At 68.1% G+C, this 18,324-nt stretch carries 16 protein-coding genes; 7 read left to right on the plus strand and 9 right to left on the minus strand.

What is annotated here, in order from left to right; all coding sequences use genetic code 11:
• Together ACEU5R_RS08215 and ACEU5R_RS08220 are read right to left on the minus strand one after the other, a co-directional pair.
• Window positions 1–1,908 carry a DUF2341 domain-containing protein gene (locus ACEU5R_RS08215; RefSeq protein WP_392409784.1) on the minus strand — a complete coding sequence of 636 codons (1,908 nt, stop codon included), beginning with the start codon at window positions 1,906–1,908 and terminating at the stop codon, window positions 1–3.
• 37 nt (window positions 1,909–1,945) lie between these two features.
• Window positions 1,946–3,565: a ShlB/FhaC/HecB family hemolysin secretion/activation protein gene (locus ACEU5R_RS08220; protein WP_103275598.1), complete on the minus strand. Its 1,620-nt coding sequence runs from the start codon at window positions 3,563–3,565 to the stop codon at window positions 1,946–1,948.
• Between the two features lie 555 nt (window positions 3,566–4,120).
• Between ACEU5R_RS08220 and ACEU5R_RS08225 the strand changes: the two genes are divergently transcribed.
• Window positions 4,121–4,477 (plus strand): hypothetical protein, encoded by a 357-nt coding sequence (locus ACEU5R_RS08225; protein WP_392409785.1) that lies wholly within the window; start codon window positions 4,121–4,123, stop codon window positions 4,475–4,477.
• A gap of 24 nt (window positions 4,478–4,501) precedes the next feature.
• Here ACEU5R_RS08225 and ACEU5R_RS08230 read toward each other — a convergent pair whose 3' ends face one another.
• From ACEU5R_RS08230 to ACEU5R_RS08250, 5 genes are all read right to left on the minus strand, one after another.
• On the minus strand, window positions 4,502–4,867 hold the full coding sequence (locus ACEU5R_RS08230) for a cupin domain-containing protein (protein WP_103275602.1): 366 nt from the start codon (window positions 4,865–4,867) through the stop codon (window positions 4,502–4,504).
• 79 nt (window positions 4,868–4,946) lie between these two features.
• The gene (locus ACEU5R_RS08235) at window positions 4,947–5,501 is read right to left on the minus strand and encodes a helix-turn-helix domain-containing protein (RefSeq protein ID WP_392409786.1); all 555 of its coding nucleotides are present in this window, start codon (window positions 5,499–5,501) and stop codon (window positions 4,947–4,949) included.
• 154 nt (window positions 5,502–5,655) lie between these two features.
• On the minus strand, window positions 5,656–6,438 hold the full coding sequence (locus ACEU5R_RS08240) for an aldolase (RefSeq protein WP_392409787.1): 783 nt from the start codon (window positions 6,436–6,438) through the stop codon (window positions 5,656–5,658).
• A gap of 12 nt (window positions 6,439–6,450) precedes the next feature.
• Window positions 6,451–7,086, minus strand: coding sequence for a glutathione S-transferase family protein (locus ACEU5R_RS08245; RefSeq protein ID WP_392409833.1), 636 nt, complete (start codon window positions 7,084–7,086; stop codon window positions 6,451–6,453).
• A gap of 178 nt (window positions 7,087–7,264) precedes the next feature.
• Window positions 7,265–8,227, minus strand: coding sequence for a tripartite tricarboxylate transporter substrate binding protein (locus ACEU5R_RS08250; protein ID WP_103275606.1), 963 nt, complete (start codon window positions 8,225–8,227; stop codon window positions 7,265–7,267).
• Between the two features lie 222 nt (window positions 8,228–8,449).
• Here ACEU5R_RS08250 and ACEU5R_RS08255 point away from each other — a divergent pair, with 222 nt between their 5' ends.
• The 6 genes from ACEU5R_RS08255 to ACEU5R_RS08280 all read left to right on the plus strand — a co-directional run bounded on the left by ACEU5R_RS08255 (window position 8,450) and on the right by ACEU5R_RS08280 (window position 14,874).
• Window positions 8,450–9,226 carry an AraC family transcriptional regulator gene (locus tag ACEU5R_RS08255; protein ID WP_392409788.1) on the plus strand — a complete coding sequence of 259 codons (777 nt, stop codon included), beginning with the start codon at window positions 8,450–8,452 and terminating at the stop codon, window positions 9,224–9,226.
• Window positions 9,227–9,295: 69 nt separating this feature from the next.
• On the plus strand, window positions 9,296–9,898 hold the full coding sequence (locus ACEU5R_RS08260) for an N-acetyltransferase (protein WP_103275608.1): 603 nt from the start codon (window positions 9,296–9,298) through the stop codon (window positions 9,896–9,898).
• A gap of 370 nt (window positions 9,899–10,268) precedes the next feature.
• The gene (locus tag ACEU5R_RS08265) at window positions 10,269–10,877 is read left to right on the plus strand and encodes a TetR/AcrR family transcriptional regulator (protein WP_392409789.1); all 609 of its coding nucleotides are present in this window, start codon (window positions 10,269–10,271) and stop codon (window positions 10,875–10,877) included.
• 222 nt (window positions 10,878–11,099) lie between these two features.
• Complete coding sequence (locus ACEU5R_RS08270; RefSeq protein WP_392409791.1) at window positions 11,100–12,542, plus strand: alkaline phosphatase; 1,443 nt, start codon at window positions 11,100–11,102, stop codon at window positions 12,540–12,542.
• A gap of 47 nt (window positions 12,543–12,589) precedes the next feature.
• Window positions 12,590–14,113 carry an alkaline phosphatase gene (locus ACEU5R_RS08275; RefSeq protein ID WP_103276600.1) on the plus strand — a complete coding sequence of 508 codons (1,524 nt, stop codon included), beginning with the start codon at window positions 12,590–12,592 and terminating at the stop codon, window positions 14,111–14,113.
• Between the two features lie 5 nt (window positions 14,114–14,118).
• Window positions 14,119–14,874 (plus strand): hypothetical protein, encoded by a 756-nt coding sequence (locus ACEU5R_RS08280; protein WP_392409792.1) that lies wholly within the window; start codon window positions 14,119–14,121, stop codon window positions 14,872–14,874.
• 18 nt (window positions 14,875–14,892) lie between these two features.
• Here the strand turns inward: ACEU5R_RS08280 and ACEU5R_RS08285 are convergent, their stop codons facing one another.
• Both ACEU5R_RS08285 and ACEU5R_RS08290 read right to left on the minus strand, forming a co-directional pair.
• Entirely contained in the window at window positions 14,893–16,557 is a 1,665-nt protein-coding gene (locus tag ACEU5R_RS08285; RefSeq protein ID WP_392409793.1) for a GMC family oxidoreductase, read from the minus strand.
• A gap of 295 nt (window positions 16,558–16,852) precedes the next feature.
• Entirely contained in the window at window positions 16,853–18,298 is a 1,446-nt protein-coding gene (locus ACEU5R_RS08290) for an efflux transporter outer membrane subunit (protein ID WP_392409794.1), read from the minus strand.
• Between the last annotated feature and the right edge of the window lie 26 nt (window positions 18,299–18,324).

Here is an 18,324-nt window from a genome sequence, read left to right on the forward strand (position 1 = left end):
TTATGCTTCGGCGGCGGCGGGCTGCGCGTCGCGGACCGCGGGGCGGCCGGCAGCGCGCGGCGCGGGATGGTGGGCGGCTTCCTGCTCCTGCGTCTCGCCATGCACTTCGGCCAGGCGCGTGACGAACTCGTCGACGAACACGCGCATATCGGCGCTGACTTCCTTGTTGCGCGAGACCAGGCGGTTGTAGCCAAACAGGGCCGGGATGGCGACGAACAGGCCCATGGCGGTGGCCAGCAGCGCGGCGGCCATGCCGGGCGCGATGGCGTTGATGTTCACGTCGCCGGCCATGGCCGTGCCCAGGAACACCACCATGATGCCCAGCACCGTGCCCAGCAGGCCGATGTACGGGCCGCCGGCGATGGCGTTGGACAGCGAGCCAAGCTTGGCGCCCAGCACCTGGTTTTCCTTGGTGCGCACGGCGTCCATCGAGGCGCGGATGGCTTCGATGGTGGCGGCCGAGATCGAGCTGGTGTCGGCGCCCTGCTCGCGGCGGGTGCGGATTTCATTGACCGCCACGCGGTACAGGCGCCACAGCGAGGCATGCTCCAGCGAGCGCGCCAGGTTGGCGTCGTCGGCCAGCAGTTCCAGGCGCTTGCCGACCTTGGCGAACGATTCGCGGAAGGCGTCGTTGGCACGGGCCACGCGGGCCACGTTGCGGCTCTTGCGAATCATGATGAACCAGGACTGCACCATCATCACGACCAGGATGGCGATGATGACCCAGGCGTCGATCGGCACGGCCTTGAGCAGGAAGCCCAGGCCGCCGAAACCGAAGCCGGACTGCTCTTCGTCGGTGCCATAGGCCACCAGGCGCGATTCGGCGCCCTGCGCGGTGGCGTCGGCCAGGATCAGCGCGGCGGGGCGGGCGATCTTGGACAGGCGCACTTCGTCGATGGCGCCCACGAACGGCGCATAGACCGGACGGGCGGGCGCGGCTTCGGCCGGCGCCTGACCGTCGGCGGCGGGCGCGGCGGGGGCAGCCGGGGCGGCGGCCGGAGCCGGCACGTCACCGCCCAGGGCGGCGACGGTGTTCAGCGGCGGCAGGCTGGCGGCCAGCGACGACGAGACGCGGCCATTGACGTACAGGTTGACCTTGCTGCCGTCGGCCGTCACGGCCACGTGCTGCCAGGCTGCCGGGGCCAGGGGCTGGCCGGGCTGGCTGCGCTGGCCGTTGACCTCGACGAAGGGCACGCCTTGATTGATACCGACCAGCAGCGAATTGCCGGCGTCGCGGCGGGCATAGATCAGCTGTTCGCCTGCGGGTTGGTCGGCGCGCACCCAGGCGCTGAACGTGAAGGAACCGGCGGCCGGGATGGCCAGCGAGGGGCTCGCGGGCAGCATCAGCGGCGCGCCGCCAGCGAACTGCGCGGCGCGGCCGATCACGCCGTCCACCGCGGCGGTGGTCGGGGTCTGGGCGTGGTTGCTGTAGGCGGTGGTGTCGCGCGGCGGCGCGCCGGCGGCGCCGTCGAAGTGGTAGACCAGCGTGTAGTTCGGGTCGAAGGTCAGCTGGCCATTGGCCGAGGCCGGGGCCTTCTGGTTGCCGTAGTACATCCAGATGTCCTGGCGCTGGCCGTCGGCCAGCTCGGGCACGTCCACCCAGATCAGGGCGATGCCCAGCAGCGGATCGAAGGCTTCGAGCTGATGGTTCAGCACGGTCTGATCATCGGCCGCGACGAAACGGATGTCGGCGCCCTTCTCGCTGATGCCGTCGAAGGTGAAGTTGCCGGTGTGCAGGCGCACCAGCAGCGGCGAACGGCCGGCGGAGCCGCCCAGCGGCGCGCCTTGCGGCGTGGTGTCCACGGTGATCTGCTTGCGGTATTGCCAGTCGGCCTGCCACCAGGCGTTGGCGGCCGCCGGCGCTAGGCCGGCCAGCACGGTCAGTAGGAACATCAGTAAACGTTGCATGGTCAGGACTCCGGGAGGAATGCGGTTGCGTGCGCGCTCAGAAGCTGGCGCGCAAGTTGAAGTTCAGGCGGGGATCGTGTTTGCGGGTGTTGGGACCGTCCTTGAGCGGGTAGCCCCAGTCCAGCGAGCCGCTCAGCCAGTCCAGCACCTGCATGCGGGTGCCCAGGCCCACGCTGGCCAGCGAGTAGCTGGCGTCCTGCTCCGGCAGCGTTTCGCGCAGGCGCAGGGTGGCGGCGTCGGCGAAGGCGTAGAAGCGCCACTCGTTGACGTTGGGGCCCAGCCAGCGGGCCAGCGACGGCGTGCGCCACTCGACCGAGCCGAGCAAGCCGTCATCGCCGGTGCGCTCGGCGGCCAGGTAGCCGCGCACGCTGGTGGCGCCGCCGGCGGAGAACTGCTCGTTGGACACCAGGGCGCCGGACGAAATCTGGAAGGCGCCGCGCAGGCCCAGCTGCCAGTCGCCGAGCAGGTTGTGCGTGTGGGTGCCGTCGCCGCGCAGCAGCGCGAAGCTGGGGCTGGCGCGATAGCGTTTATCGTCGAATTCCTTCCAGCCGCTGCCGATGCCGAAGGACGAGCGCGTGGCGCCGACGATCGACAGGCCCACGCTGCTCTGCGAGGACTCGGAATAGCGGTAGCCGTTGTACGAGAACGTGAACGGCAGGTACTTCAGTGGGATGAGTTCTTCGTTGTTGCCGAAGCGCGTGGTTTCATCGAACTTCTTGTAGTCGATGCCCATCGTCAGCGAGTTGTACCACTCGCCCTGCGGCTCCATGCTGTAGGTCGCGCTGACGCCGAACGAGTGGCCCTTGCCCAGCACGTTGGTGCCGCCGATGGTGGCCACGTTGCTGTCGCTCTTGTAGCCGGAGAACTGCAGGCTCCAGCGGTTGGACAAAGGCATCGAGTACGAGCCGGACCAGACCTTGGCGTTGTCGGTCTGCTGCGGCGCGGTGAAGAAGGTCAGGCTGACGGAATGGCCCAGCTGCCACAGGTTGTCGTAGCCGATCGAGGCGGTGCTGCGCAGCTTCTTGGTGTCGGCGCTGTAGTCGTTGTTCAGGCCCACGCTGGCGTGCCAGGGGCTCTTGTCCTCGACCTTCAGGTCCACGTCCATGGTGCCCGGCATGCGGCCTTCCTTGACCAGCGGCACCACCTGGCGCGAGGCGCCCCGGTTCAGATTGGTCAGCTCGGCCTGGGCCTTGTTGAAGTTCGGCACCTCGCCTTCCTGCAGCGCGGGCACTTCGTCGCGGATGGTCAGCGGCGAATAGTGCTTGGCGCCGACCACGCGCACGCGGCCCACCTTGGTTTCCGATACCTGCAGGAAGACGATGCCGTCGGCCACCTGCTGCTCGGGCAGGTCCACGTACACCGACTGATAGCCGCGCTCCTGGTAGATGGTCTGCAGGGCCTCGCGCGCGGCCTCGATGTCGGACAGCGTGCGGTCCGGCCCCAGGTACGGATAGACCGCCTTCTCGATATCGCGCGCCTCCAGCACGGTGTTGCCGCGCACGATGTACTCGTTGACGTTGACGCGGCGCTGGTCGGCTGCCGCGGCGGCGGCATCGGCGGGCGCGGCGGCCTGCGCCCAGGCGGCGCCGGCCGCCAGCGTCAGGACGATCGCTCCCGCTGCGCGCAAGGCGCTGCCCTTACTCTCGAAATCATGCATAGCGATGCACTCAGTTCCTTTTATGAAAACCGGTCAGTGGCCGGCCGCTACCGTGCAGTGCGCTTGACAATCTCGTGACGGATTTCTGCCCGCATGTCCTCGTCCGCAGCTTCTGCTTGTTACTAGACGTACTGGCGAGCCCGGGACTGCGCGTTGTAAGAAAAATTTCACGTAACAGCGCCGGCGCCCCTGGGAAGCGCACCCGAAACAAAAAAAGGGCCCGGAAATTTCCGGGCCCAGCGCTGTTTTTTGGCCTTGCCTATATGACGCCCGCATGACGGACAGGGAATGGAATGCGGATCAGGGCGAGCGCCGCCATGTCATGGGCAGCGCGCAGTCTTGACGCCCCGCCCGCGTGAGCGGGCGCCATGCAGGAGATGGGAGATGAAGCGTCTGTGGCGCGCGGGCATGCAGGGGACGCACGGCGCGTCTTATACCCGTCACCTATGGGCGCGAGCCTGTCCCTATACTAGATTGATGCGCCCGGCGGCCTCGCGCGAGACCCCGCTGGCGCCCGAGCCGGCCCGCCGGCACACAAGAAAACAAGGAGCGCGCATGCGCCTGCACACCCTGTTCCTGGCGGCGGCCCTGGCCGCCGCCTCCTCGATGGCCGCCGAAACGCAGGGCCAGCCATCCGGCGCGGCAACGTCCGGCGCGACGACGCCCGACACCAAGACCGGCAAGGCGGCCACGGCCTGCATCGACACCGAGGTCAACGGCTACCACGCCCTGTCCTATGAATGCCTGAACCAGAGGATGGCGCCGGACGCCGCGCCCAAGCCGCCGCCCACGCTGGAGTCCGAGGCCATCACCCACCGCCCGCCCAACCAGATGGGCCTGCCCACGCCGGCCACCATCGGCAACCGCATGGGCAATACCTTCGGCACCTCGGCCTACCCGCAGCGGCCCTAGCCCTGAGGCGCGCGCCGGCAGCGCTCAGCCCTGGCGCGAGATGAAATAGATCTTCTTGACGAACTGATCGACTTCCCAGCGGCCGGTATAGCCTTCGGGCATGACAAAGCTCGAGCCTGGCACCAGCTCGTGGACGGTGCCGTCCGGATCCACCAGGCGCGCCGCGCCCTCGACGATATGGCCGAACTCGACATAGCCGGTGGTGTTGGCCTGGAAGCTGCCGGCCGTGCTTTCCCAGACGCCGGCCTCGGCCTTGCCGGCCAGCCCTTCGAAGGCCGTTTCGGTGCGGAACGCGGCGTCGCCGGAAATGGGACGCCGGGGCTTGCCCGGCACGGGATGCTTCAGGGGGCCGGGATCGATGCGGACCAGCCGCGATTGGTCATGTTTCAAAGCGGATCTCCAGATGGGGGGGCCGGCGGGGCGCAATGCCGCCGAGGGCACCAGGAATAGACAGTGGAATCGCGCGACCTCAGTGGGCAGCCACCACCAGCACCTCGGCCTGCGTCCGTCCCACGGTACGCATGCGGTGTGGCAGTTCGGAATCGAAGTACAGCGAATCGCCGGCGTCGAGCCGGAACTGGCGCTCGCCCACCTGGACCTCGATGGCGCCCTTGAGCACCAGCAGGAATTCCTCGCCCGGATGCGGGAACACCGCCGTCGCGTCGGGGAATTCGCGCGGCGGGTGCACCACGAAGGGTTCCATGGCCTTGACCTTGCGGCGACCGGCCAGCGATTCATAGCGGTATTCCGCGCCCAGCCCGCCGCGCTGCAAGGCCTCGCGATCGGCCACGCGCACCAGGCTGACGAGTTCGTCCTGCGCGTTCTGGTCGGAGCCGACCAGCTGCGACACGCCCACGCCGTAGGCTTCGGCCAGGCGCAGCACGGTGGAAATCGACGGCTCGCTCAGCCCTCTTTCCAGCTTGGAAAGATAGCTCTTGGTCAGGCCCGTGCGTTGCGCCAGCTGCTCCAGGGACAGGGCTTGCTGGCGGCGCAGGGTCCGCAATCGGTGAGGCAGGTCGATCATGGGCAGGCGTGGAGCGGAAAACAACAGATAAGCATGCCCTAAACGCGCCTGTCCGTCGAGCGGCCCCGCCCCGAGCGGACCAGCGGCCGACGCCGGCCCCAAGCGCTGCCGGGCGGACTGACGCACGCGCCGCCGCCCTGGAGCGCGGCCAGCCTCAGCCCAACACGTCGCGATGCGTCCTGAGCGCCCGCCGCGCGTAGTAGGCGAAACCCGCCTGCGAGCGGCGCGGCGTCAGGATCCAGTCGTGCGCCTCGCGCCCCAGCGCCGGCGGGATCGGCTGGATCTTGCCGGCCGCCATCGCCAGCAGCTGCATGCGCGCGGCGCGCTCGAACTGCAGCGCCAGCACGCAGGCTTCCTCGACCGAGCCGGCCGCCACCAGCATGCCGTGGTGCGACAGCAGGATGGCGCGCTTGTCGCCCAGCGCCGCCGAGATGATCTCGCCTTCCTCATTGCCGACCGGCACGCCGGGCCAGTCCTTCAGGAAGGCCACGTCGCCGTACAGCGGACAGTTGTCCATGTGCGAGATTTCCAGCGGCACCTCCAGCATCGACAAGGACGCGGCGTGCAGCGGATGCGTGTGGATGATGCAGTTCACGTCCGGCCGCGCGCGGTAGATCCAGGAGTGGAAGCGGTTGGCGGGGTTCGGCATGCCGCCGCCCTCCTGCACCCGCAGATCCTCGTCCACCACCAGCAGGTTATCCGCCGTGATCTCGTCAAAGCCCAGTCCCAGCCGCTGCGTGTAGTAGCGCCCGGCCTCGGGCGCGCGCGCCGTGATCTGCCCGGCCAGCCCGGAATCATGCCCGCCGTCGAACAGGATGCGGCAGGTCAGCGCCAGCTTCTGGCGCAGCGTCCATTCCGGCGCGTCGAGCTTGCGCTCCATGTCGGCCTGCGCGCGCGCGATCAATTCCTCTTTCGACAAGTGCATGGTGTCGGCCATTTCTATGCTCCTTCAAGCCGTTTCCAGCAACGGCGTAAAACCCGGCAAGGCCCGCATGCGGGCCAGCCAGGCATGGACATGGCGCAGGGCCGACAGGTCGTAGCCGCCCTCGTGCGCCATGCTCGTATAGGGATACAGCGCGATGTCCGCGATGGTCGGCGCGTCGCCGACCAGGAACTCGCGCCCCGCCAGGTGCGCATCCATCAGCGCCGCCGCCTTCATGCCCTGGCGCCGCCATTCCCGCATGGCCGGATCATCCACCCGGGCCGTGCCGCGCAGATGGATCAGCAGGCGCGGCTGGGCAAAAGCATGCATGTGCTGCGTCTGCTCGAAACTCAACCAACTGCTCACCCGCGCCTGCGCCAGCCGCTCATCGGGCAGCCAGCGCGTGCCCTGCCCCAAGTACCACAGAATCGCCTGCGACTCGGCCAGCCACAGCCCCTCGGGCGTCAGCAGCGCCGGCACCTGGCGCCACGGATTGATGGCGGCAAAGGCCTCGGTCTCCAGATCGCCCTGCACGATATCGAAGGTCCGGCGACGCAGCGCCAGCCCCATGTAGCCGCAGGCCAGCCGGATCTTCCAGGCATTGCCCGAGCGCAGCGTGTCGGCCAGCTCCAGCGGCTGCCCCGCGAGCGGATGTACAGGCATGTTCATTTCAGTTGTCCAGAAAACATGGCGCGCCACCAACGACGCAGAAAGCAGATATCGGCAAGAAGTAGATATCGGCATGAAGCAGTCCTCCTCAAGCGGGGCTGCGCGGATCCGGCTCCGCCGGTCCGCAGCAGCGCCCCCTGGGGGGAGCGCGCCAGCGCTCGGGGGGGGACATTTACTCTATCTTGATGTCGGCGCGCTTGACGATCTCGGCCCACTTTGCCTTCTCGGCCGCGATGAAACGCTGGTATTCCTCGGGCGCGCCGCTATAGAGCTGCGTGCCCTGCGCCGCCAGCTTCTGCTGCAGCTCGGGCGAGGCCAGCGTCTGGCGCAGCGCGGCGTTCAGCTTCTGCGCCACCTCCGGCGGCGTGCCCGCTGGCGCGAAGAACGCGTTCCATGAGCTGATCTGCAGGCCCGCGTCGCCCGCCTGCGCGCTGGACGGCACGCCCGGCGCCGAGGGCAGCGGCCGGTCGCTGGCCACCGCCAGCGCGCGCAGCTTGCCCGCCGCGACGTGCGGCATGATGACCGGACTGGCATCCATCACCACGTCCACCTGCCCGCCGATGGCCGCGTTCACCGCCTCGCTGCCGCTCTTGAACGGGACATGCACGATGTCCAGGCCCGCCGTCATCTTCAGCAGCTCCAACCCCAGATGCGGCGAGCTTGCCTGCCCGGCCGACCCGAAATTGAGCTTGGCCGGGTTGGCCTTGGCATAGGCCGCGAACTGCGCGAAATCCTGGGTCGGCAGGCTCGCCCGCACCGCCAGCAGGTACGGCGATCCCGACACCAGGCCGAGCGGCACATAGCTGTCCGCGTCATAGGCCAGCTTGCGGTAGATCAGCGGGTTGACCACCTGCGTGCCCACCGTGCCCATGAAGATCGTGTAGCCGTCCGCCGGCGCGCTGGCCGCCAGTTGCGCCGCGATCACCCCGCCCGCGCCGGGCCGGTTCTCGACCACGACCGGCTGGCCCAGCGCGTCGCCCAGGCCCTTGCCGACCTGGCGCGCCACGATGTCCGTGATGCCTCCCGCGCCGAACGGCACCACCAGCCGCACGGGGCGGTCCGGATAGGCGGCCTGCGCCGCGACGCCCCAGGCTGCCGTCAGCGCCAGCATGGCGCTCATGGTCCAACGTTTCATGCTCTTCCCCTTGCTTGCGCGGTGCGTCCGCGCCGCGGCGTGCGCGCCATCGCGCCGCCTAATGACACAAAGTGTCCTATAGAGCATTGATTTTCCGCAAGTGGGATCTTGTGGGGATAAACCCTGAGTGCAAGCGACATCACCGCTTTCCGGCGCAGCAGTGCGCCTGCGCCAGCGGTTCCCACGCCGTGGCGGCCTGCCGCCTGAGCTACCATTGCGCCCATGGGATTCTTCGCCCGCCGCCAATTCAAAGGCATCGAGGTTGTGCGCATCATCGATGACGCGCGCGGCTTCGCGCCGCACTTTCACGATGAGTTCGTGCTCAGCGTGAATGTGCAGGGACTGGAGCGGATCCGGCTGGACGGACGGAATTTCGATGCCGCCTCGGGCGACGTGACGCTCTACAACCCGGCCCAGGTTCAAAGCTCCAGCGTCGTCAGCCAGCCCTGGCAGTTCGCGAGCATGCATGTCGATCCGGCCATCCTGTCCGAGCAGTGCGGCGTCAGCCGGGAAACCGTCTTCGACAAGCCCCTGTTGCGCGCGCCCGCGGTCGCATCCGGGATGCTCCGGGCCATCGCGTCCGCGCTGGATCGCGACACGCCTGACAGCGTGGCCCAGGAAGGCCTGACGGCGATCCTGGACGCGCTGCTGAAAATCGCGGGTTCGCCCCAGCCCGAGGACACCGGGCTCATCCCCCCAGCCATCTTCCGAGTGGCCGAGCGCCTGCGCGACGATCTCGCCTTGCCGTCGCTGGCGGAGCTGTCCGAAGAAGCGGAAATGACGCCGGTGCAACTGGTGCGGGCGTTTGCAAGGGTCTATCGGATGCCGCCGCTGGCATGGGCCTGGAACCGGCGCGTGGTCCTGGCGCGCGAGCGCATCGCCCGGGGAGAACGCATCGCCGCCGTGGCCGCCGATCTGGGCTTTGCGGACCAATCCCACCTGACGCGCAGATTCCGCGCATGCTTCGGCGTCCCGCCCAGCCTGTGGCGCAAAGGGTGAAATGGCGTTCAAGACAACGCGCGACGCCTGCGGCAAGATTCCGGCGTCATCCCATCACGGAACATTCCCATGCCTCCCTCCGTTGCCATCGGCTACAGCGACGTGCCCCGTGGCCATATCGCCAGTGTCGTGACCGATCTGGAAATGCTGTCCAGGCCGGCCACGGCGGACGTCCCCCTGCCCGACGGCGTCACGCTGACCCCGGCGTCCTGCCTCGGTCTGGATGCCTACCGGGCCCTGTTCCGGCAAATCGGCGCGGACTGGCTGTGGTTCTCGCGGCTGTTCATGAGCGACGAGGAGCTGGCCGCCACGCTTGGCGATCCCAATGTCGACGTCCGCATCGTCCGCAGCGCCGGGAAGGACGTGGGCATGCTGGAGCTGGACTTTCGCGTGGCGGGCCAGTGCGAACTGACCTTCCTCGGGCTGGCGGCGGAATGCACGGGCAAGGGCCTGGGCCGCGCGCTGATGAGCCGGGCCGTGACGCTGGCCTGGGCGCGTCCCATCACGCGCATGTGGCTGCATACCTGCACCTATGACCATCCCTCGGCCCTGGGTTTGTACATGCGGGCGGGCTTCAGGCCCTGCGCGATGCGGGTGGAGGTTCAGGTCGATCCGCGCCTGACCGGTCACCTGCCCAGGAGCGCGGCCCCGCAGGTGCCCATCATCGCGTGACCCGCTCGGCCGCCTCGCCATCGCGGCCACGCCCTGGCGACGATGCGGGCCCGCCCGAGCGACGCGCTTGCGCATGAATACGCGCAATGGATCGCCCGCATGGTCGTCAAACGGGCTGCGACGCTCAAGGCCCGCCGAAGCGATCGGGAAAAGCCAGGGTGGGAACGCCAAGCTCCAGCGCCGGGAAAATGAATCTATTTAGAATCAAATAAATCTTGTGTAAATTATAAGAATCCAAATAGAATCTCACCACCTCCCACCGCGCATCCGCCTCATTGCACGAACCCGGCCGCATCGCCACGGCTCTTCTGGCCGCAGACGGGCCTGGATGCGGGGTGGCTTTCATCGCGCCCAACGCCTTTCATTGACCATGGCCCGTCCCAGAAGCAAAGACAAGGAAATGGCCTTGCTACGCTCGGCCGTCAAGATCATCGCGACGCGAGGACTGCGCGCGTCCACCATGATGATCGCCCGACTCGCCGGCGTCGCGGAAGGAACGCTGTTCCTTTATTTTCCGACCAAGGACGTCCTGCTGTCCGCGGTCTTCGAGCATCTGCTCCAGGACCTGGAGGCGGGCCTTGGCGCGCCCGCCGCCGGCGTGTCGTCGCGGCAGACCGCGCAATTCCTCTGGAACCGCTATATCGATTGGGGCGCGGCCAATCCCGATGCGTATTCCACGATGAATCAATTGCTGGCGTCGGACCGCCTGTCGGCCGGGCAGTTGCGCAGAGTGGAAACGCTGTATGCCTTCCCGGACCTCCAGGCCTGCCGGCGACGCTTTGCCGGCCTGACGGACCGGGAAGCATTGGCGCTTTCCGACGCGACGGAGAAAGCCATCGCCGATACGACAGTGCGCCTGGCCATGACCCGGCCACAACACGCCGAGGCCTACAAGATGGCGGGATTCGACATGCTGTGGGCCGCGGTGACGCGGGGCGCGGAGCCCCCGGGACTCAACCCGCGCGCCCAGCGGCCTTGATCATATCGGCCGCCTTCCCGACGGACATGATGACGGTCCAGACAGCCTGCGCGCCCGCCACGCGCCGGAAACCCGATATCGCATGGGAAGACGCGATGAAGCGTCAGGCTTCATAACGCCGGACCGGGCCGCCGGCCAATATTTCACGCCGGGCGCCCGTCTTTCATCCACCTGAAACAGTTTTCCCTCAAAGTCGCGGCTGCCTACAGGGGAGAACCTTTCATGATCCGCGCCAAGACACTGATGTCCGCCTTGGCCGCGACCGCCCTGGTCGCGGCATGCTCCAGCGATGACGACAAGGCATCCACGCCAACGCCGCCTGTCGCGCAGGCGCCCAAGAACATCCTGTTCTTCCTGGGAGACGGCATGGGCATCACGACGCTCACCGCCGCCCGCATCTACAAGGTCGGCGAAGATGGCGACCTGACCATCGACACGCTGCCGGAAACGGCGTTTGTCCATACGTACTCGAACGATGCCCAGGTGACGGACAGCGCGCCCTCCATGGCCGCCTACATGACCGGCGTGAAGATGAACAATGAAGTCATCTCCATGAGCGCGGACACCAAGGCCACCGACGCCAACGGCAAGCCCTACCACGCCAGCTATGACGCCACCTGCCCGGCCGGCAACGGCACGCCGGTGGAAACGCTGCTGGAAATCATGAAGGCCAAGGGCTACGGCACCGGCGTGGTCACGACCACCCGCATCACGCACGCGACGCCCGCCGCCACCTACTCGCACGTCTGCCACCGCGATGCCGAGAACACCATTGCCGCGGCGCTGGTGCCCGGCGGCGCCGGCTTCAACGCCAGGCTGAACGACGGCATCGACGTATTCTTCGGCGGCGGCACGGATTACTTCCTGCCCAAGGAAAACGGCGGCAAGCGCAACGACAAGCGCAATCTCATCGACGAGATCAAGACCAGGTACGGCTACGCCGCGAATCGCGCCGATTTCGACGCGCTGCCCACCGACGGCCGCAAGATCGCCGGCCTCTTCACCAAGAGCCACATGGCCTACGACCTGGACCGCGACCCGGCCAAGGAGCCCAGCCTGGCGGACATGACCGGCAAGGCGATCGACGCGCTGGCCGCCAGGAACAAGGGCTTCTTCCTGATGGTGGAAGGCGGCCGCATCGACCACGCGCTGCACGCCACCAACGCGCGCCGCGCGCTGCAGGACACCGTGGCCTTCGACGATTCGATCAAGCTCGCGCTGGACAAGATGCGCAAGGTGGATCCGGATCTGAAGAACACGCTCATCGTCGTCACCGCCGACCATGACCATACGCTGCAGATGAACGGATACGCGGCCCGCACCGGCAAGACCGAACCGGGCAAGCCCGGCGTGCTGGGCCTGGTCAAGAACTACGTCGGTCCGGCCGTGCCGACCAAGGACGTGGACGGCAACCCCTACACCATCATCGGTTTCGGCAACGGCCCCAAGCGCCTGGCGACGCGCGGCCCGATCGACGACACCGCGCTGGAAGACAAGAACTACCTGCAGGAAGCCGTGATCCCGATGGATCCGGCCAGCGACTCGGAAACCCACGGCGGCGCCGATGTGTTCCTGGGCGCCATCGGCCTGAACGCCGACAAGTTCTCGGGCGTGATCACCAATACCGACGTATTCGGCCTGATCCGCAAGGCAGTCAATCTGTGATGAAGACGACCTCACGCCTCGAACCGAAAACGCCCAAGGACACGATCATGAACCATTGCATTTCACGCCTCAGCCGCGCCGTCCTGCTCGCCCTGCCCCTGGCGGCGGGCGCCCCGCTCGCCCACGCCGCGGGCGAGGCCAAGAACGTCATCTTCTTCCTGGGAGACGGCATGGGTCCGGTCACCGTGACCGCCGCCCGTATCTACAAGGGCGAGAAGCAGCTTGCCGCCCAGCCCGGCTCGCTGGTCAGCCCGGAGCGCGCCAACCTTTCCATGCAGTTGCTGCCTTACGCCGCCCGCATCAAGACCTTTTCGCTGGACGGCCAGACCACCGACAGCGCCCCGTCCATGGCCGCCTACATGACCGGCGTGAAGATGCGCAACGAGGTCATTTCCATGTCGGCCGACACGGTGGCCGTGGACGGCGCGGGCAAGCAATACGTCTCGGGCGAAGACAGCACCTGCCCCCCGACCAACGGCACGCCCGCCCAGACGCTGCTGGAACTGGCCAAGGCCAAGGGCCGCGCGGTCGGCGCCGTGTCGACCACGCGCGTCGGCCACGCCACGCCGGCCACCACCTATGCCCACGTATGCAACCGCAACGGCTACAACACCATCGCCGAACAATCGACGCCGGGCCATGCGAACTACAACACCCGGCTTGGCGACGGCATCGACGTGCTGCTGGGCGGCGGACAGCGCAACTACCTGCCCAAGCCGCTCAACCCGGCCAGCAAGCGCACCGACGGCGTCAATCTGGTGACGGCCTTCCAGGCCAGGGGCTATACCTACGTCGATACGGGCACCGCGCTGCGCGCGCTGAATCCCGCGGCCACCGGCAAGCTGCTGGGCCTGTTCTCGCAAAGCGAGATGGCCTATGAACTGGACCGCGTCAAGCCGGCCCTGGGCTATGACCAGCCCAGCCTGGCCGAGATGACGGACAAGGCGCTGGGCGTGCTGAGCAAGAACAGCAATGGGTTCTTCCTGATGGTGGAAGGCGGCCGCATCGACCATGCGCTGCACGGCACCAACGCCAAGCGCGCGCTGGAAGACACGCTGGCCTTCGACAGCGCGATCCAGACCGCGCTGGATTTCATGGAAAAGAAGGACCCCGGCCTGAAGAACACGCTGATCGTGGTCACCGCCGACCATGACCACGCCATCGCGTTCAACGGCTATCCCAAGATCGGCAACCCCATCCTGGGCACGGTCAAGTCCTATGCGGATGGCAAGCCCGCGCTGGCCGCCGACGGCAAGCCCTACACCACGCTGGTGTTCGGCAACGGCGGTCGCCCGAACGCCGACGCCGACAGCAAGACCAACCCGGAAGACGGCAACAAGGCCTGGATCGCGCCGGCGCGCGGCGCCGCGCGCGACGATCTGAGCAACGTCAATACCTTTGACGACAACTTCCTTCAGGAAGTCGGCGTCGTCCTGGGCAAGCCCGGCGCGGAAACCCACGGCGGCGGCGACGTCATGCTGTTCGCGGGCGGCGCTGGCGCGAAGATCTTCAAGGGCACCATGGACAACACCAAGGTGTTCGGCAAGGTCCGCGAGGCGGCCGGCCTGTGAAACCCTTGAACGCAACCGTCAGGCGCGGCCTCGCCTGCCTGCTGCTGGCCTGCCTGCCGGCGGCGGCGGGCGCGGCGGACAATGCGCCCGAACCGGCCCCGGCCGCCCCGGCGCCCGCGCTGCCCGCCCCGCCCGATCTGAACCTGCGCATCGAACGCTATGCGTCGTCGATCGGCAGCGACGGCGTGCAGCGTGAAACCCGCTACGCCGACCTGATGTACCGGCGCGCGGACCTGGTATGGATCGAGCGCGACTATCCGGCCGCGCTGCGCGCCAGCGTGGAACATGGACACGACGACGGACAAGCGGGCCAGGATCCGCATGCCGGCCATTCCCATGCAAACACGACGGGCTCGCCCCTTTGGGTGCGGCGCGATGCCGCCGGCAAGGATCAGGTGCGCATGGTCCTGCGCAAGCAGCACAAGGTGCTGGACATCGACGAGGCCAACTACGGCAACGTCGGCTACAACGGCTCCTGGGCGGCCACCTATGGCATCGCGGACCCGAGACAGTTGCAGCGCATGCAGCCCGACGGCGCGCCGGCCCAAGGCGTGCAGCGCTACCGCCAGGCGCGCGGCGAATCGCAGGTCCTCATCGACTGGGATATCCAGGGGCAGTACGCGCGCCGGATCGAGATCCAGGGTCCGCACGGCCTCTCGGTCAGCAAGGTCACGGTGACCGACGCGGCCGCGCCGTCCCCCGCGCCCTGGACCCTGCTGAAAGACTACGAAACGGGCGACTACTCCGACCTGCTGGACTAGCGTGCCCACGCGCGGGCCTCAACCCGCGCGCGCGGCGGCCTTGATCATGTCGGCCGCCTTCTCCGCGATCATGATGACGGGCGCATTGGTATTGCCCGAAGTGACCATGGGCATGATCGAAGCGTCGACCACCCGCACGCCCTTCAAGCCATGCACCTTGAGTTCATGATCCACCACGGCGGCGGGATCCCTGCCCATGGCGCAGGTGCCGACCTGATGATGATAGGAGACCACGGCGCTGCGCACATAATCGGCCAGCTGCCTGTCGGTCTGCTTGTCCTCGCCCGGATAGATTTCGCGTCCGCGCCAGGGCTGCAAGGCGGGCTGGGCGGCGATCTGGCGCATCTGCCTGATCGACGCGACCAGCACATCGACGTCATGCTGGGTGGCCAACACGTTGGGATCCAGCAGCAGGCGATCGTCCACGCCGGCGCCGGTCAAGCGTAGCTGGCCCCGGCTGGTCGGCATCACGCAGGCCGCGCACAGGGTGAAGGCATTGGCGGGACCTGTCTGTTCAGGCGTGTAGTACGGCACGTTGAAGAACAGGGGCTGCATGTCCGGTCCGTCCAGCGCCGGATCCGTCTTGGCGAACAGCTGCGCGTGCAGGACGGTGAGGCCGGGGTCGTCCGGCGCGGGAATGGCCTGCCTGCCTTCGTAGATGACCGGCACCAGCATGTGATCGTGCAGGTTCTTGCCCACGCCGGACAGGTCATGCACCACCCTGATATTGTGCTGGCGCAATTGCGCCGCCTCCCCCACGCCGGACAGCATCAGCACGCGCGGCGACTCGATGGCGCCGCCCGACAGGATGGCTTCGCGCCGCACGCCAGCGCGATAGAACCCATTGCCCTGCTCATAGACCACGCCGACGCAGCGCTTGCCCTCGAACGACAGCTGCTGCACGCGCGCATTGGTGATCAGCGACAGGTTGGGTCGCTCCAGCGCCGGACGCAGGAAGGCCACGGCGGTGCTGACGCGCTTGCCGTCCTTGATGGTGAGGTGATTGAAGCCCACGCCCAGGATGTCCGCGCCATTGTGGTCGCGGTTGAGCGGGTGGCCGGCCTGCACGGCGGCATCCACCATGGCCTGGGTCACGACATGGGGCTGGTACCGCGTCGTCACATGCATGAGGCCGCCGGCCCCATGGTAGTCATCGGCGCCCCGGTCATAGTCTTCCGACTTCTTGAAGTAGGGCAGCACGGACTGATAGCCCCAGCCGGGGTTGCCCTGCCTTTCCCAGGCGTCGTAGACCGAGGCATGGCCGCGCACATAGATCATGCCGTTGAGCGAACTGCTGCCGCCCAGGGTCTTGCCGCGCGGCCAGAACAGCTTGCGGTCATGAGCATGCACCTGCGGCACGGTGTCATAAGCCCAGTCATAGGGGCTCTTCCACAGCTCGATCAGGCGCAGCGGCGTGGAGATCTTCTCGGAGTTGTCGGGGCCGCCGGCCTCGATCAGCAACACCTTCACGCCGGGATCCTCGGTCAGCCTGTTGGCCAGCACGCAGCCGGCCGATCCGGCGCCGACGATGACGTAGTCGAAACTGTCCGACCGGTCCTCCGCCGCGTTGACCCTCGCGCCCATCAGGCCGCCGGCCATCAGCGTGCCGCTGGCGACGCCCATGGCCTGCATGAAGCGGCGACGGGAGAACACGGTTCGGGGAAACTGCTCATCGTTGCTCACGGTGTCTCCTGGAAGGCAGGCCTCGCGCGCGTGGCCCGCTCATTGACTGCAATGAATGCTCGTCGTTCCTGTGGACAGATCGAGGCCAGCTTAGCGCCGGGTGTCGACGCCTGCTTGTCGGCGCGTGCATGAAGATTTGTCATGCCGTGCAGGCTTCCCCCTGGCGCCCGGGCTCGACGCGCGTCCATGCCGCCAAGATGGCGGGTCATCCGTCGCTCAGGCGCCGGACGATGATACGCGCCCAGCCGCGCTTGCCCAAGAGTGCGCGCAACCCATACGCTCGCGCGCGAGCACGCTACACGCCACCGCCCCCCGTCGCCTTGTTCACCGCCACGAACGCCAAGGCCCGTCCCTCCGACGCCTCGACCGCGGCCAGCTCCGCCTGGCGATGCCCGACCGACGCGGTCAGGCGTTCCAGCAGATTGATCATGCCGCGCCCGTACAACAGCCCCGCGTGCGCGTCCGCCCGCCGCGACGCCTGCAATTGCGCGTCGATCCGCTGCGCGCGCCGTTCTTGCGCCGCCCAGGCGCCCAGGGCGTTTTCGGTTTCCTCGACGGCCTCCAGCACGACCTGCCGATAGCCCAGGATGGCCGCGGCCAGTTCGGCCTCGCGCGCGCCGGCCACGGCCCGTCGCAAGCCCCAGTCCAGCAGCGGCAGGGTCAAGGACAGCCCGCCCGACGCATGGGTGCTGCGGCCCGGCAAGGGCTTGCCGGTCAGGTTGCCGGTGATCTGGATATCGCCGGACAGGGTCAGGCGCGGGTATAGCTCGGCGATCGACACCCGCAGTTCGGCCGCGGCCTGCAGCACCTGCTGTTCCGCGCGACGGATGTCCGGCCGGACGCGCACGACATCGGCCGGCAGCGGCGCGGTCGGCTCGCCGCGCGGCCGGGGCTGGCCGGCTGACGCCAGCAGCCCGGGCGCGATCTGGCTCTCTCCGGTAAGCACCGCCAGACGCTGCGCGTGCTGCCGCGCCAGTTGCGCCGACAGCGGCAGCTGGGCGGCCGTTTCGGCTTCCAGCACGCTGGCGCGGTCCACATCGAAATCGCTGGCGATGCCGGCGCGCCTGCGCTCCTGCACCAGGGCGAGCAGATGGCGCTGGTCGTCCAGCAGGCCGGACAGCACCTGATGGCGCCGCTGCGCGCCGCGCAGTTCGATATAGGCGCGCACGGCCTCGGCGGCCACCGACACCCTGGCCGCGCGCAAGTCGGCTTCGGCGGCGCCGGCGCTCGCGCGCGCCGCGTCCGTGGCGGCGGCGATGCGGCCGAACAGGTCGAGTTCCCAGCGGGCGTCGAAACCGGCCTGGTAATAGCCGATGGACCGTTCTTCCTGCGCCAGCGGCAATTCGCCCTGCCCGGCTTCGGCGCCGGACAGCTCGTTCGCGCCGTGCGGACCAGACAACCTGTGCTGGCGCTGGGCGGCGCCGTGCAGGCCGATCTGCGGCAAGGCCTGGGCCGCGCTGGAACGCGACAGGGCGCGCGCCGCCTTGAGCCGTTGCGCCGCCTGGGCCAGCGTCAGGTTGCCCGCCAGCGCGCGTTCGGCCAGCGCATCCAGCTCCGCGTCCTCGAAGGCCGTCCACCAGCGCGGCGGCGCCTCCGTCCGCGCGGCCACCTCGCCCCGGTTGTACCAGTCCGCCGGCAAGGCCTGCCTGGGCTCCGGCCTCGGTCCCATCGACACGCAGCCGGGAAGCGCCAACGTCGCCGCCAGCAGCCCCAGCCACCGCCGCCTGCCCTCAAGTTCCATGTTCCCGCGCACCTTCATCGCTTGCC

The sequence above is a fragment of the Achromobacter sp. 413638 genome, assembly GCF_043119405.1.
Lineage (GTDB): Bacteria > Pseudomonadota > Gammaproteobacteria > Burkholderiales > Burkholderiaceae_B > Achromobacter.

What these genes read in the sequence shown, in the direction of transcription:
- ACEU5R_RS08240 (WP_392409787.1), bottom strand. Translation starts at nt 6,438, where the DNA reads ATGGCCGACACCATGCACTTGTCGAAAGAGGAATTGATCGCGCGCGCG.
- ACEU5R_RS08235 (WP_392409786.1), bottom strand. Translation starts at nt 5,501, where the DNA reads ATGATCGACCTGCCTCACCGATTGCGGACCCTGCGCCGCCAGCAAGCC.
- ACEU5R_RS08260 (WP_103275608.1), top strand. Translation starts at nt 9,296, where the DNA reads ATGCCTCCCTCCGTTGCCATCGGCTACAGCGACGTGCCCCGTGGCCAT.
- ACEU5R_RS08265 (WP_392409789.1), top strand. Translation starts at nt 10,269, where the DNA reads ATGGCCCGTCCCAGAAGCAAAGACAAGGAAATGGCCTTGCTACGCTCG.
- ACEU5R_RS08220 (WP_103275598.1), bottom strand. Translation starts at nt 3,565, where the DNA reads ATGCATGATTTCGAGAGTAAGGGCAGCGCCTTGCGCGCAGCGGGAGCG.
- ACEU5R_RS08245 (WP_392409833.1), bottom strand. Translation starts at nt 7,086, where the DNA reads ATGCCTGTACATCCGCTCGCGGGGCAGCCGCTGGAGCTGGCCGACACG.
- ACEU5R_RS08225 (WP_392409785.1), top strand. Translation starts at nt 4,121, where the DNA reads ATGCGCCTGCACACCCTGTTCCTGGCGGCGGCCCTGGCCGCCGCCTCC.
- ACEU5R_RS08270 (WP_392409791.1), top strand. Translation starts at nt 11,100, where the DNA reads ATGATCCGCGCCAAGACACTGATGTCCGCCTTGGCCGCGACCGCCCTG.
- ACEU5R_RS08255 (WP_392409788.1), top strand. Translation starts at nt 8,450, where the DNA reads ATGGGATTCTTCGCCCGCCGCCAATTCAAAGGCATCGAGGTTGTGCGC.
- ACEU5R_RS08275 (WP_103276600.1), top strand. Translation starts at nt 12,590, where the DNA reads ATGAACCATTGCATTTCACGCCTCAGCCGCGCCGTCCTGCTCGCCCTG.
- ACEU5R_RS08290 (WP_392409794.1), bottom strand. Translation starts at nt 18,298, where the DNA reads ATGGAACTTGAGGGCAGGCGGCGGTGGCTGGGGCTGCTGGCGGCGACG.
- ACEU5R_RS08215 (WP_392409784.1), bottom strand. Translation starts at nt 1,908, where the DNA reads ATGCAACGTTTACTGATGTTCCTACTGACCGTGCTGGCCGGCCTAGCG.
- ACEU5R_RS08250 (WP_103275606.1), bottom strand. Translation starts at nt 8,227, where the DNA reads ATGAAACGTTGGACCATGAGCGCCATGCTGGCGCTGACGGCAGCCTGG.